Origin of the sequence: Chryseobacterium arthrosphaerae, assembly GCF_001684965.1 — a bacterium.
In the GTDB taxonomy this organism is placed as follows: Bacteria; Bacteroidota; Bacteroidia; order Flavobacteriales; family Weeksellaceae; genus Chryseobacterium; species Chryseobacterium arthrosphaerae.
In genome coordinates this window covers 225,948-239,431 of the sequence record NZ_MAYG01000001.1, presented here as the reverse complement: position 1 = coordinate 239,431, position 13,484 = coordinate 225,948, and the positions used below count along the sequence as shown (strand labels likewise).

14 protein-coding genes and 1 tRNA gene are annotated in these 13,484 nt (G+C 39.0%); 14 read left to right on the top strand and 1 reads right to left on the bottom strand.

Annotated elements, in window-relative coordinates; genetic code table 11:
- Positions 1 to 91: 91 nt before the first annotated feature.
- From BBI00_RS01065 to BBI00_RS01030, 9 genes are all read left to right on the top strand, one after another.
- Positions 92 to 853: a nucleotidyltransferase domain-containing protein gene (locus BBI00_RS01065; RefSeq protein WP_065397024.1), complete on the top strand. Its 762-nt coding sequence runs from the start codon at positions 92 to 94 to the stop codon at positions 851 to 853.
- Positions 854 to 869: 16 nt separating this feature from the next.
- On the top strand, positions 870 to 1,601 hold the full coding sequence (locus tag BBI00_RS01060) for an ATP-grasp domain-containing protein (RefSeq protein ID WP_065397023.1): 732 nt from the start codon (positions 870 to 872) through the stop codon (positions 1,599 to 1,601).
- Between the two features lie 4 nt (positions 1,602 to 1,605).
- Positions 1,606 to 2,040: an AAA family ATPase gene (locus BBI00_RS01055; protein WP_065397022.1), complete on the top strand. Its 435-nt coding sequence runs from the start codon at positions 1,606 to 1,608 to the stop codon at positions 2,038 to 2,040.
- The gene (locus tag BBI00_RS01050; protein ID WP_065397021.1) at positions 2,030 to 2,812 is read left to right on the top strand and encodes a tRNA(His) guanylyltransferase Thg1 family protein; all 783 of its coding nucleotides are present in this window, start codon (positions 2,030 to 2,032) and stop codon (positions 2,810 to 2,812) included. Before BBI00_RS01055 ends, BBI00_RS01050 begins: the two co-directional genes overlap by 11 nt.
- A gap of 72 nt (positions 2,813 to 2,884) precedes the next feature.
- A tRNA-OTHER gene (locus tag BBI00_RS23185) sits at positions 2,885 to 3,016 on the top strand.
- 105 nt (positions 3,017 to 3,121) lie between these two features.
- On the top strand, positions 3,122 to 4,498 hold the full coding sequence (locus BBI00_RS01045; RefSeq protein ID WP_065397020.1) for a TROVE domain-containing protein: 1,377 nt from the start codon (positions 3,122 to 3,124) through the stop codon (positions 4,496 to 4,498).
- 43 nt (positions 4,499 to 4,541) lie between these two features.
- Positions 4,542 to 5,441, top strand: a complete 900-nt coding sequence (locus BBI00_RS01040) for a WG repeat-containing protein (RefSeq protein ID WP_165602485.1) — start codon at positions 4,542 to 4,544, stop codon at positions 5,439 to 5,441.
- 86 nt (positions 5,442 to 5,527) lie between these two features.
- Positions 5,528 to 6,241, top strand: coding sequence for a hypothetical protein (locus BBI00_RS01035; protein ID WP_123902209.1), 714 nt, complete (start codon positions 5,528 to 5,530; stop codon positions 6,239 to 6,241).
- 8 nt (positions 6,242 to 6,249) lie between these two features.
- A complete protein-coding gene (locus BBI00_RS01030) occupies positions 6,250 to 7,308 on the top strand; it encodes a nucleotidyltransferase domain-containing protein (RefSeq protein ID WP_065397017.1) in 1,059 nt (352 codons plus the stop codon).
- A gap of 121 nt (positions 7,309 to 7,429) precedes the next feature.
- Here BBI00_RS01030 and BBI00_RS01025 read toward each other — a convergent pair whose 3' ends face one another.
- The gene (locus BBI00_RS01025; RefSeq protein ID WP_065397016.1) at positions 7,430 to 7,774 is read right to left on the bottom strand and encodes a TfoX/Sxy family protein; all 345 of its coding nucleotides are present in this window, start codon (positions 7,772 to 7,774) and stop codon (positions 7,430 to 7,432) included.
- 167 nt (positions 7,775 to 7,941) lie between these two features.
- Here BBI00_RS01025 and BBI00_RS01020 point away from each other — a divergent pair, with 167 nt between their 5' ends.
- The 5 genes from BBI00_RS01020 to BBI00_RS01000 all read left to right on the top strand — a co-directional run bounded on the left by BBI00_RS01020 (position 7,942) and on the right by BBI00_RS01000 (position 13,483).
- Positions 7,942 to 8,457 (top strand): DUF2975 domain-containing protein, encoded by a 516-nt coding sequence (locus tag BBI00_RS01020; protein WP_065397015.1) that lies wholly within the window; start codon positions 7,942 to 7,944, stop codon positions 8,455 to 8,457.
- Between the two features lies 1 nt (position 8,458).
- Entirely contained in the window at positions 8,459 to 8,662 is a 204-nt protein-coding gene (locus BBI00_RS01015; protein WP_045494476.1) for a helix-turn-helix domain-containing protein, read from the top strand.
- Positions 8,663 to 8,820: 158 nt separating this feature from the next.
- The gene (locus BBI00_RS01010) at positions 8,821 to 9,693 is read left to right on the top strand and encodes an ABC transporter ATP-binding protein (RefSeq protein ID WP_065397014.1); all 873 of its coding nucleotides are present in this window, start codon (positions 8,821 to 8,823) and stop codon (positions 9,691 to 9,693) included.
- Between the two features lie 2 nt (positions 9,694 to 9,695).
- Positions 9,696 to 12,941, top strand: coding sequence for a M1 family aminopeptidase (locus tag BBI00_RS01005; RefSeq protein ID WP_065397013.1), 3,246 nt, complete (start codon positions 9,696 to 9,698; stop codon positions 12,939 to 12,941).
- Positions 12,942 to 13,042: 101 nt separating this feature from the next.
- Positions 13,043 to 13,483, top strand: coding sequence for a MarR family winged helix-turn-helix transcriptional regulator (locus tag BBI00_RS01000; protein WP_065397012.1), 441 nt, complete (start codon positions 13,043 to 13,045; stop codon positions 13,481 to 13,483).
- Position 13,484 lies beyond the last annotated feature (1 nt).

The following is a 13,484-nucleotide window of genomic DNA, read 5'->3' as shown; positions in this document are numbered from 1 at the left end:
ATTATTATAAGCTCTCAAACCTTTTCACAAAAAAATCTACGTAAGAACATTGCGCATCTATACTATTATTTTGCATTATAAATTGAAAACAATGACACCAAAAATATTAGAAAAAATAAAGGAAGTGGAAGCAACAAAAGGCGTAGAAGTTCTTCTTGCTGTAGAATCAGGAAGCAGAGCATGGGGATTTGCCTCGCCGGACAGTGATTATGATATCCGTTTCATATACCGCCATGAAAAAGACTGGTATCTTTCACCATGGGATAAGGATGAAACGATTGAATTTATGACAGAAGATGATCTGGACGGCTCCGGATGGGATCTCAGAAAAACCTTTCATCTATTGCTGAAATCGAATGCTGCTTTGCTCAGCTGGTTTTATTCTCCTATTATATACAAAGAAAACACTCAATTTACAGAGCTGTTCAGACCTTTGGCAGATGCCTGTTTTTCGCCGATAGCTGTTTCTTATCATTATCTAAGCATGAGTAAGAAATATCTGGAAGCGTGCAGAACTGATAATGTAAAATTAAAAAGTTACTTTTATTGCCTCCGTACTGCATTGACCGGAAAGTGGATCATAGAAAAAGGAACAGTTCCACCTGTGCTGTTCAGCGATCTGCTTATTTTAATAGATGATGAAACAAGACAGAAAATAGAAAGCCTGATTGCATTAAAAGCAACCAAAGGAGAATCTTATTACCACCCGAACGATTGGAAATTGTTTGAATTCCTGGAAAAAATGATAGCCGAAAATGAAGAAAGGTCAAAAGCTCTTCCCGGAAGTAAGGCAGATAAAGACAAAATGGAAAAAGTATTTAGGGAAATTCTGAACACTAAAAATATATATTGAAAATTAAAAACTAACTATGAAAAATATAATCGCCCTGTCACCCATGTATACGGAAGACAGTAACAATCTGAAAAAAGCGTCTCTCAGTTCTTCCTATGAACTGAGCCGTTTCAATGCCAAATGGAATGTTCCTGAAGAATTCCGTGCAGATGTGATTGCCGTGTATGGTGAGGATATCTATGCAGAAATTGTTGCTGACCAATGCAATTTAACCCTGCTAAAACCTGCAGATAACTGGTTAGCGCATATTGCCGAAGATTTTACAAAGCGTAGAATTTCTTATGGCCAGCTTAAAGACTTTACCAATCAGGAAAATATATTCATCAAATGTTCTGACTTTAAAAGTTTTAAAGCCGGGGTTTTTGAAAAGGTAACGGATATCAAAGGTTTTGATACGCTGGACCAGGAAATCACGGTCTTCACCTCAGAAGTGGTAGAGTGGGAACTTGAAGTAAGATGTTTCGTTCTTCATCATGAAATTAAGACCTATTCCTCTTACTGGCGAAACAATGCTTTTGATATGAACCCGTTGTCTGAAACAGAACAGCAGGATATGTTTTCTTTTTTTGATGCATTCATCCAAACATATGCTCCTACCCTTCCGGACGCCATTGTTCTCGACTTCGGGATCATCAAAGGAAAAGGCTGGGCATTGATTGAAGCTAATCCTGCATGGTGCTCCGGATTGTATGCCTGTGATGCAGAAAAGGCCCTGGAGGTGATTGTGAAAAGCTGTATTAAAAATTAGAAACATGGAAATGATCATATTTACAGGAATTCCTGCCAGCGGAAAAAGTTCTTTATACAAAGAACTTTTTTTCAATTCCCACATCAGAATAAGCATGGACCTCCTCAATACCAGAAATAAAGAAGGCAAACTGCTTCAATACTGCTTTGATACCCAGTCTAAAATGGTAATTGACAACACAAATGTCTCAAGGGAAAACAGGAGAAAATATATTCAGCTTGCCATTCAGAACAAATACAGCATTGTAGGTTATTTTTTTGAATCCGATATCAGAGATTGCCTTGAAAGAAATAAAAACCGAAAAGACTCTATTAATGAAACAGGAATAAAAGCAAAGTATAAAGAGCTGGAACTTCCTTCATTGGAAGAAGGTTTTGATCAGATAGTAAAAGTAAAAATTATTAATAACCAGTTTAAAATCAGTGATTATGAAATTTGAAGAGATGGAGAATTTAATGCGCAAAAATGAAAAGCTTTCTGAACAGTACATCCTCCCGGAAAATTTCATTATCGTAAGACTGGACGGAAAAGGTTTCACCAGACTGACCAAAGAAAAACTTTCTCTGGAAAAACCTTTTGACCGGAAATTTAATGAGGTGATGACGGCTACCGTAAAGCATCTTTTCAATTCAGGATTCAGGATTCTGTACGGCTACACGCAAAGTGACGAGATTTCACTGCTGATTCATAAGGATGATAATACATTCAGCAGGAAAATACGGAAAATTAATTCTGTACTGGCAGGAGAAGCTAGTGCCTTTTTCACGCTTCAGTTTCAGGAAATCTGTGTTTTTGACTGCAGGGTCATTGCTGTTCCGAACCGGAATATGATCTTGGATTATTTCTGCTGGCGCCAGGAAGATTCACACAGAAACTCTCTTTCAGCCTATTGTTACTGGACCTTAAGAGCTCATGGTTTCAATGCTAAACAAGCCACTGAAAAAATTGAAAAGATGTCTATGGCTGATAAAAATGAACTTCTTTTTCAGTACGGAATCAATTATAATCATATCCCGCTTTGGCAAAAAAGAGGGGTTGGAGTATATATCAGAGAGATCAGTAAAACAGTCTACAATCCGTTAACTGAGGAAAATACTGATTCCAGAAGAAAAGTTCTGCATATAGAAGAAGAATTATCCATCAGGGAAGATTACAGGGAATTTATAGACCGTATCCTTAAAGATTCATTGAAAAATGATGCAGAAAAATAATTTTTTTAAATAAAATATTACTACGCAAATACATTGCGTAAAAATCCACTTACTTTGCATTATCAAATAAGAGAGACTGTAGCTCAGATGGATAGAGCAACGTAAAAACACTTTATTAGGTTTTAATCTGCTATGGCAGGTGTGATGATAGAGTTACTTCGCATTCCACGCCGTAGGTCGCCGGTTCGAGTCCGGCCAGTCTTTCAGATGAAGTGGTGTGAGATTAAGGTTACTTCGTACTTTACATGCAAAACCACACCTTAATCGGTTTTAACCACTTCTTTTTATTAATACAAAAAACTAAGGGTTATGTCAAAATTTAACACAAAAAAAACTGGGTTCGACTCCGGTATCATCGCCGGAACATTGACAGATACAGCCGGAAAATATTCAGATTATGAATTACTGAGAAGGGTGACACTGGCCAATCTTCTTTTTGAATCCGATTATTACCAGTCTGCAGATACAATCATGAAGCAGATTGAAGATCTGTGCCATAAAGTAGATGGTGAAAAGATCATTGAGCTGGCTATGGAATGCCGTTTTAAGCAAAAACTGAGACATACTCCATTGTGGCTGCTTATCCTTGCCAATGAAATTCACGGAGTTTCCGTAAAGGATGCCCTGGCAAAAGTTGCCAACAGGCCGGATATGACTATTGATCTGCTACAGATGCTGAAAGTGAGAAATGGTTCTTATAAAATGGCTAAGCCAATCAAAAAAGGACTGGCCAAAGCTTTTGATCAATACGATGAATATCAGATTTCCAAATACAGAAAAAGCAATATGACGCTGTCTTTGATAGACGTTGTGAATCTGGTACATCCGAAACCAACCGCTAAAAATGAGTATGCATTGAAATCGCTTGTTGAGGATACCCTTCAGCCTGCCAATACATGGGAAACAGCTCTTTCTCAAGGTGCCGATAAAAAGGAAACCTTTGAAAGAATGATCTCTGAAAAGAGTTTAGGTTCTATGGCTATTCTGAGAAACCTTAGAAATATGACTGAAGCCGGCTTATCAAGAGCGGATATCAGGACTGCCATCTCACAGGTCAGCAGTTCATGGCTTACTCCTCTGAATTTCCTTGCTGCTCAAAGAAATGCGGTAGAATTTACAGCTGATATTGACCAGGCGATGGAAAAGTGTTTTTCCGGAGAGAAGATCAAAGGAACTACTATTTTAGCCATTGACGTATCAGGAAGTATGGGGCAGATTACTTCTTCCCAGTCCAAATTTTCAAGGATGGATCTTGCCTTTGCCATGGCAGCCGCAGGTTCCTATATTTTTGAAGACCTGATCCTGGTATTTACTGCAGGAGACGATTACCAAAGAACGGGAAAACATATGATCTGGAGCAATGGTAAAGGTCTTGGATTGTTTAATAATTATCAGTCGATCAATGCAGAAGTAGGCCATGGAGGGATCTTCACTTACCAGCTGTGTGAATGGCTGAAAGAAAAAGGCTACGCCAAAGATGCTGATCGATTAGTTGTTATCTCCGACAGCCAGGATATAGATGCTCATTACGGATCAGATAAAAAACCGGATACATCACCTTATAAAACGTCTTATATCATTGATATTTCAACCCATACCCACGGTATAAAAACCGGAAACTGGACTGCAGAAATCAATGGATGGAGTGATAAAGTATTTCATTATATTAAAGCTCTGGAAAGCTAATGTTTTCCAGAGTTTTTTCTTACGACCGGATAAAAATAAAACCATGAAAAAAAAGCTGAAATTCAGACACCTGAATGAAGAATTTGCCATAGCCCATGACAGGGAAAATGAAAAATACGGACTTTACAACAAGACTACCAGGAATTTAGACATTCCCCTGATCTACCATTATCTTGATGCTGATCTTGAAAGAAGCCAGCTTCTGACGGCAGAAAATGCTGATGGTTTCTATGGTTACCTGAATCTTAAAAATGAAGTGGTCATCCCTTTTCAATACGAACATGCCACCAATTTCTGGAACGGATTAGCCTACATCACCCGGTTTACAGACGAGAACGCTTATGAGGGCGTTATCAATGAGAAAGGAGCACTGGTTCTTCCCATGGAATATGAAAAACTTTACATTCAGCATCCCCATCACTACGCCATTGTGCAGAAAAAAGGGAAATACGGGATCATTACACTGAATGAACAGGTAATCCTCCCTCTGGAAATGGACCATATTGAGACCTTCGGCTATGATCAGCTATTTGAATGCACTCAAAATCAAAAAATCGGTATTTATGATGTAAAATCGGGGAAATTTATCATTCCCCCGGAACTGGATGGCATTGAAGAAAGTTTTATCGTTGATACAAAGCCCGGTTACGAATATTATGTTTTTATAAAAAATGAACTTCAGGCTCTGGTAAAGCATCAAAATGGGAGTATTACTTTCCTCACCGGTTATATTTATGATCATATCGACCATACCGGAATGTCTGAAAACAGGGTTATGGTGATGATGAATGGTCTTTGGGGAGCCACTGATGTGGATGGAAAACCGGTCATTCCATGTGAGTATGAATGGAGCCATCATATGGGAAACGGAAAAATAAAGGGAAAGAAAAACGGAAAGGAATATATATTGGATCTTAATGGAGCTGTTCTGGAAATTATCTGAAAATGTATTCTATTGCAGACTTTTCGGAAATATTATCTTTTAAAATGAATCAGGAAAATTATTAAATTACAGCACTGAAAATGACCATGAACTACAAAATTATACATAACGAAGAAAGACTGAAAGAGTTCATCAATTGGCTTCCGGATCTGCTGCCCCATGAACAGTACTATGTACAGCTTTTAGCAAGAAAAAAATACAATCCGGAAACCGGGCTGAAGTCTGATAAATCACAGCTCAAACGCTTCACCACAACAAAAGAAAGGCTGTTCCATAAGATCAGTCAGCTTGAATTGCCTCTCGGACGTTATGAATCCGGAGGTCTTGATATTTCCCAGGACAACCTGGCTCTTTATATTACTCCCAACCCAAGGGATCTGCATAAAGCTTCTTTACTGCTGATGAGAGAAATTGCAGATAAACTGATCAGAAATGACAATGCCATCAATCCGCATACCTCAGCTTTGAATATTATCCAGACCACTACCTCAAGGAAACTGTTCTTCGATCTTGACATTGATTTTAAAACGGAAAACCACTCGATCGCTATCAGCAAATTCAAAAAAGATATGGAAGATTGTCTCAATACTGACTGTCTTACCTTAGTGAAAACCAATGGCGGACTTCATTGCCTTATCAAACTGGAAGATATGAGAAAAGAATACCAGAAAAGCTGGTACCAAAAGGTTTCCCAACTCGGCTGTGATGAATATGAAGTGACCATGAACGGCGATAATGTACTTCCGGTTCCCGGATGTGTGCAGGGTATAGATTTTTCACCTTATTTTGCAGACCGATAATACAGATCATGACAATTAAAGACCTCAAAAACAAAAACCTCGTCCTCTTTGAAGCCATCTCCGGAAGCAGAGCCTTCGGGCTGGCTACGGAAAACTCAGATACAGATATCCGGGGTGTATTTTACCTGCCGAAAGAAGATTTCTTTGGGCTGAACTATATTCCGCAGATCTCTGATGAAACGAATGACATTACCTATTATGAGATCGGGAGATTTGTAGAACTGCTGCAGAAAAACAATCCCAATATCCTGGAAATTCTGGCCAGCCCGGAACACTGTATCCTCCACAAAGATCCGTTGATGAACCTGCTGAAACCTGAAGACTTTCTGTCTAAACTATGCAAGGATACTTTTGGCGGATATGCTGTTTCACAAATCAAAAAAGCAAAAGGGCTCAATAAAAAAATAGTAAATCCCGTAGAAAAAGAGAGAAAATCAATTATTGATTTCTGTTTTATCCTGGAAGGTCAGGGTTCTGTTCCGTTGAAAAAATGGCTGTCAGACCATGAAAAAATTCAGGAAAAATGCGGTTTGGTGAATATTGATCACACCAAGGGAATGTTTGCTTTATTTTATGATGAATCCGGAAGACCAGGATACAAAGGAGTCATTCAACACGAAGAAGCCAATCAGGTTTCCTTATCATCCGTTCCGAAAGAAGAAAAGCCTGCTGCGTACCTATTCTGCAATCTGGATGCCTATTCTGTTTACTGTAAAGAATACAGGGAATACTGGAAATGGGTATCAGAACGTAATGAAGACCGCTACAATGTCAATCAGGACCATGGGCAGAACTACGACAGCAAAAATATGATGCACACCATCCGGCTGCTGCAATCCTGTGAACAGATTTTTAAACATCAGTCGCTGAAGATTCAGGTTGACAACCGTGATGAGCTTTTAGATATCAAAGCCGGAAATCAATCCTATGAAAATGTGATGCAGAAAGCGGAAAACCTGATTACATCCATTGAATATTATCATTCCGTCTCAAATCTTCCCGCCTACCCTGATCTTGAAAGGACAACGGGAATTTTGATAGCAATCAGAGAAAAACTGTATAAGTAAATACAGAAGGGAGAAGATACCAATAGAACTTAAGACTTGTCCGAAACCGAATAACTCAATTAAACGCTTCCACTCTATGACGCTCAAACTCTCTCACCCTCACACCTGATCACCCTCAAACTCACTTCTTCCCCGAAGCCTTCGCTATTTTATTGTATTCAAGGCAGATTTTCATCCAGTACCCGAAATCAGAGGGATTCCGGTAACCTGCCGGTTCTACATAGCAGTAACCTTTGAGCTGCTTCCCTCTCATAATCATGGGAAGGAAACCGGTTTTTGCAGAAACCTCTTCTTCCAGTTCTGGGTTATACCGGCACATCAGATTTTCATGACTGATATTGATGCACATTTTCCCGTTCACCAGAAATGCCAGTCCGCTGAACATTTTTTTCTCTTCAACTTCAATATGATCTACGGTTGAAAGCCATTCACGTACCCGGTCTGCGAGTTCAATACTATACGCCATGATCCTGTGATTTTTTATAATTTAAAATTAAGAAAAACTATGATCAGTACAATATTTCCTGAGTATTTCTGAATAGGTATTAATTTTAAAAATAAAATTTAACTTAAATTAATTATTGTTTTACGATAATTAATTATACATTTGCAATATCAATTAATGATTATGACATGAACCAGACTAAAATTATTTCAAGAATACTGTTTTATATCTGCTCGCTTCTTTCGGCCGGATATTTAATGACTGTACTGTATTCCCTGTTTTGTCTTGTAACGGGTTATTCCATTATGCCTTACAATGAAGGAAAATACCTTCATATCAATCTTCCGTTTACAGAACAGCCTTTTCTGAATATTGAAAACAACTATCCGTATATGATTTTTTCTTTCCTTCTGGTACTGACCACTTATGGAATATTTTTCTGGTTTTCTGCTAAAGTTTTCAGAGTATTCTTCCAGCAGAAACTGTTCACTAAAGAAAACATAACGGAGCTTAAGAAATTTTACGTGTATAATATTTTCATCCCACTTCCGCTGGTGATCATTGCAAGTTTCTTCGTGGAAGTAGAAAATATGGTATGGGGACTGGTGTTTATTCACTTTATGCTTGGAATTTTCTGTCTGTTTCTTGCGAATATCTTTAAGCAAGGGCTACATTTGCAAAACGAACAAGATCTATTTATATAAAATGCCAATTATCGTCAACTTAGATGTCATGCTTGCCAAACGAAAAATGCAGAGTAAAGAATTGGCAGAAAAACTGGGAATCACTCCCGTGAACCTTTCCATCTTAAAAACCGGGAAAGCCAAAGGCGTACGCTTCGATACCCTGGAAGCCATCTGCAAAATTCTGGAATGCCAGCCCGGGGATATCCTGGAATATAAAGAGTAGCTTTTTTAGAGGGAGAGTTTGAGGGTTTTAGAGGGAGAGAGTTAGAGAATGAGAAAGCAAAAAACCTGATCCCTAAATTCTGATTTTTTTCTGATTTTTTTAAAATAATAACTGCAGCCGAAAGGCAGCCTGTCCTTCTATGGTCCAAACACAACATTATGAATACATTATCCATCAACAACTTAAGCCTTACGTACAAAAATGGTTTTCAGGCGATTAAAGATATTTCTTTGGAAATTAAAAATGGCATGTTCGGGCTGCTGGGGCCTAACGGAGCCGGAAAATCTTCGCTGATGAAAACCATTGTGGGACTTCAGAAACCGACTTCCGGGACATTGCTGTTCAACGGAGTTGACATTGCAGGAAATCCTGATTATATAAAAAAACATCTTGGGTTTCTGCCACAGGATTTCGGGGTATATCCTAAAGTTTCCGCTTATGATTTACTGGAACATATTGCGGTTCTCAAAGGGGTTACCGATAAAACCCAACGCAAAAACCAGATCCTGAATCTTCTTGAAAAAGTTAACCTTGCAGATTTCTCCAAAAAAGAAGTCCATACCTTTTCAGGAGGCATGAAACAGCGGTTTGGAGTGGCTCAGGCTTTATTGGGTGATCCTAAAATCATCATCGTTGATGAACCTACAGCCGGTCTTGATCCTGAAGAGCGCAACCGTTTCAACAGTCTGCTGAACGATATCAGCCAGGAGGTCATTGTCATTCTTTCAACCCACCTGGTAGAAGATGTAAGGAACCTCTGCTCAGAAATGGCGGTGATGAATCAGGGGCAGATCCTGAGAAAAGGAAACCCTGGAAAACTCATCGCAGAGCTGGATAACAGAATCTGGTCAAAGCCCATTGATAAAAATGAGCTGGAAAGCTATGGCTCCAGTTATGAGATCATCAGCAGACAGCTGTTGGAAAGGGCGCTTCATATTACCATATTTTCTGAAGAGCAGCCTAAAGACTTTATTCCTGTAACCCCTTTACTGGAGCATGTTTACTTCCATACTCTAACACAAAAACCTTAGTCATGAACACTATATTTTTATTTGAAGCCAGACGCACTTCCATGCACTGGCCAAGCTATCTTATTGCCCTGACCTTAGTGTTTATCGGTATTTTCTGTGGCAGCCGGTTCAATCTTTCCGTTGGACAGGGTATCTATTTGAATTCCCCTTATACAACCGGTTATATGGTGGGAATGCTGAGTCTATCCATTATCTTTTTTGCTACCATTTATGCGTTACAGCTGCTTTTTAAGGATCAGGACTCAAAGTTTGATATGATCCTGTTTTCATTTCCGTTTTCACAACGCACATATCTGAAAGGAAAATTCAGCAGTTATTTTCTTCAGACTTTTATAAGCTTTATTTTTTTAATAGCAGGTTTTATAACAGGTCAGCTTATGCGTACCGGAAGTGAAATGCAGGATACCTTCAGTATTTTTTATTATCTATATCCTTTACTGATCTTCGGGATGTTCAATACTTTGCTGGTATGCAGCTTTCTGTTTCTTCTTTCTTTAACGGTTAAGAAAAAACTTTTCGTGGTGGTAGGCGGGCTGTTTCTCTACATCTTTTATATGGTCGTTTTGCTGTTCTCCAATTCCCCTTTTATGGCCGGAAGTCTTCCTCAATCTCCGGAAGCACAGCAGATCTCTTCCCTGCTCGACCCTTTCGGACTCTCAGCTTATTTCCTTGAGTCGAAAAATCTTACGGTTCAGCAAAAAAACCAACAGATCGTCCCGCTCACCGGTTATCTTCTGTACAACAGAATTCTTTTCCTGCTTATATCCGGAGGATTTCTCCTGCTTACTGACAGATTATTTTCTTTCTCAAATGTTTCCGGTAAAAAAACAGGAAAACCAACCATTAAAACACTTCCAATTCCGGATTATACCGGATCAGAATATTCTGTGGCCATCGCTCATTTCGGGCCGGCTGCTTCTTACAGGTCTGTACTATCTTTTGCAAAAACCGATCTGATCTATCTGTTCAAAAGCATTACCGTTCCTGCTGTTTCTATGATCCTGCTGTTCTGTGTAGGTATGGAAATGTATGCTGAAATTGAAAAAGGCATCCGCCTTCCACAGAAATATGCCGGCTCAGGGCTTATGGCGGTAACTATTTCCGAGAATTTTCATTTGCTTGGTCTGCTGATTTCCGCTTATTTTCTGAACGACCTGTACTGGAGAAGCCGCTCATCCGGATTTTCTCTGATCGAAAACAGTACTTTTTTCTCTAAAAACAGATTAGCCGGGCATTTCATTTCCATGAGTGTACTGAGTTTTTTCTTCACCGGCATTTTAATCGTTCAGGGAGTTATTTTTCAGGCCGCTTATCAGTATTTTCACATTGACTGGAATGCCTATCTCGGGGTTTTCCTTTTCAATACTTTTCCTTTGATTTTATTTTCAGGACTCATCCTTATAATAAATGACCGGATTCCTAATAAATTCATTGCACTGGGTGTTTCCATTCTTGCTGTATTTACATTGGCAGGACCTGTTGCAGGCAAAATCCTTCCCTATCCTCTTTTAAGAATATTCTCGGATTTTAAAGGCACCTACAGTGATTTTAACGGATATGGCGTTTATCAGACCGCTTTTGCAAAAAGGCTTTTATTCGGGGCCGGAGTGATTGCTGTCCTGTGGATGCCGAATCAATTGACCAGAATAAAAAAATTACCAGTAATTCAGACTGTTTTCGTATGCATTCTTCTATTGTCAGGGATATGGGCCGGAGCTTCCTTTATAAAAGGCTATATGCCAAAAGATGAAGACCAGGCAATTATAAGCGCTGCCCAGTATGAAAAGCAATTCAAAAAATATCAAACCCTTCCCCAACCTGACATAACGGATATCACTACTGATATTAAGCTGTATCCTTCGGAAAATGCTTATCATATTACGGGAAAATATATTCTTAAGAACCAGTCTGATCAGCCTGTCAGTAAAATCCTTATCAACTTTAATAAGGATCTGAAGATCGAGTCAGCCTTTTTTCAATCAGAATCCCAAAGCATCAAAATCCATGAAAATACAGCAGAAGTACTTTTAAAGCAGCCTATGCAGCCTGACGGTACTGCTTCTCTGAATTTCAGTCTGTCTTATCATTGGTATGCAGTGAACGGACATCAGTCTTTCAATGCCATTATTGAGAACGGTTCTTTTATGAGAATCAGCAGATACTATCCCAGTGTGGGCTATCAGAAGGATGATGAGATTCAGGATGAGCATACACGCAGTACATTTAATCTTGGAAAACCCACAAAACTGAAAGCTCCGGAAGCTCCGGAAGTAATCAAAAAAGACTTTATCAACCTGAAGATGACTGTTTCCACTGAGATGAATCAGACCGTTGCAGGAACCGGCGATCTTGTGAAAAAATGGACAGAAGCGGGACGAAATTATTTTCAGTTCCAGGCAGATAATATTCCTTTCCGTTTTGCGGTTTCTTCAGCAGAATATCAGATGAGAAGTGTTAATCACAAAGGGATTGCCATCAATATTCTGTATCAGAAAAATCATTTTGAAAATGTGGAGCATCTCCTTACTAATGCCAAGCTTACCTTAGACTATTGCCGGCAGAATTTCGGAGCCTATCCTTTTAAGACCATTACCTTTGCTGAAATATCTTCTTTTACCAGAGGCTTTGCTGCCACTGCTTATCCGTCTGTTATTTTTATGCCTGAAGATATGGTGTTCCACGCCAACATTCATGCAGACAGGAAGCAGGATGTAATCAATGAACTGGCAGGACACGAACTTTCCCATCTCTGGTGGGGCAACAGCCAGATCGATCCTGATGACAGAGAAGGATCGGTAATGCTCACAGAAACCCTGGCCATGTATACAGAAATGATGCTCTACAAAAAAATGCACGGAAAAGAACAGATGATGGAAAGAATACAGGTACATCAGCAGATCTATGATAACGAAAAAGGATTGTCTGAAAACATCCCGATCTATAAGGCAACGGGTGATGTTCCGCATATCTCTTATTCAAAAGGTGCTGTTGCCATGGTAAAACTGAGCGATCTGATCGGTGAAGGGAAAGTCAATGCAGCTCTTAAAAATTTTCTCCGTAACCAGGCTTATCCCAAAAAACCAGGCTCACCGGATCTTCTGAATGAGTTTTACAAAGTTTCTCCTGATCAGAAAACAAGAGAACAGATTGACAGATTATTCAAAACCACAGAAAACAACCCTTTACTTTCTAATGCTCAAAAGAATTCCGTAGCCGTCCAGACAAGCGTTCCTATCGACAGTTTTTAAGTTTTCAGAAAATATTTTTCATAAAGTTGTAACAAAGTAAAAATGTATTCAACAAATTAATTGACATATCAATAATTGATACATCATTTTAATATAACAATATGGAAAAATTAAATTCAATTATATTCTACAACATAGATAAAGCGATCCGTTCCTATAGAAACTATGCACAACGCCAGCTGAAAGCTCATGGTTTTACCATCACGATCGATCAGTGGCTTATCATCAAAGCGATTCTGGAAAACCCGGGAATTACCCAGAATGAGATTGGTGATCTTGTTTTCAAGGACAATGCTTCTGTGACGAGAATAATTGATTTGATGGTAAAGTCCGAATATATTACCCGCCACGTACACCCTGATGACCGCAGAAAAACAAATCTGGAAGTGACGGCTTCCGGAAAGGAAGTCATCCAAAAGGTTCAGGACCTTGTTGAAAAGAACCGGAAAACGGCTTTGAAGGGCATCACAAAAGACGAGCTTGAAGTGATGTATTCTGCTTTACTGAAGATTTCAGAAAACTGTCTTAATTCTAAAAAGTAAA

What these genes read in the sequence shown, in the direction of transcription:
- BBI00_RS01065 (WP_065397024.1), top strand. Translation starts at nt 92, where the DNA reads ATGACACCAAAAATATTAGAAAAAATAAAGGAAGTGGAAGCAACAAAA.
- BBI00_RS01060 (WP_065397023.1), top strand. Translation starts at nt 870, where the DNA reads ATGAAAAATATAATCGCCCTGTCACCCATGTATACGGAAGACAGTAAC.
- BBI00_RS01055 (WP_065397022.1), top strand. Translation starts at nt 1,606, where the DNA reads ATGGAAATGATCATATTTACAGGAATTCCTGCCAGCGGAAAAAGTTCT.
- BBI00_RS01050 (WP_065397021.1), top strand. Translation starts at nt 2,030, where the DNA reads ATGAAATTTGAAGAGATGGAGAATTTAATGCGCAAAAATGAAAAGCTT.
- BBI00_RS01045 (WP_065397020.1), top strand. Translation starts at nt 3,122, where the DNA reads ATGTCAAAATTTAACACAAAAAAAACTGGGTTCGACTCCGGTATCATC.
- BBI00_RS01040 (WP_165602485.1), top strand. Translation starts at nt 4,542, where the DNA reads ATGAAAAAAAAGCTGAAATTCAGACACCTGAATGAAGAATTTGCCATA.
- BBI00_RS01035 (WP_123902209.1), top strand. Translation starts at nt 5,528, where the DNA reads ATGAACTACAAAATTATACATAACGAAGAAAGACTGAAAGAGTTCATC.
- BBI00_RS01030 (WP_065397017.1), top strand. Translation starts at nt 6,250, where the DNA reads ATGACAATTAAAGACCTCAAAAACAAAAACCTCGTCCTCTTTGAAGCC.
- BBI00_RS01025 (WP_065397016.1), bottom strand. Translation starts at nt 7,774, where the DNA reads ATGGCGTATAGTATTGAACTCGCAGACCGGGTACGTGAATGGCTTTCA.
- BBI00_RS01020 (WP_065397015.1), top strand. Translation starts at nt 7,942, where the DNA reads ATGAACCAGACTAAAATTATTTCAAGAATACTGTTTTATATCTGCTCG.
- BBI00_RS01015 (WP_045494476.1), top strand. Translation starts at nt 8,459, where the DNA reads ATGCCAATTATCGTCAACTTAGATGTCATGCTTGCCAAACGAAAAATG.
- BBI00_RS01010 (WP_065397014.1), top strand. Translation starts at nt 8,821, where the DNA reads ATGAATACATTATCCATCAACAACTTAAGCCTTACGTACAAAAATGGT.
- BBI00_RS01005 (WP_065397013.1), top strand. Translation starts at nt 9,696, where the DNA reads ATGAACACTATATTTTTATTTGAAGCCAGACGCACTTCCATGCACTGG.
- BBI00_RS01000 (WP_065397012.1), top strand. Translation starts at nt 13,043, where the DNA reads ATGGAAAAATTAAATTCAATTATATTCTACAACATAGATAAAGCGATC.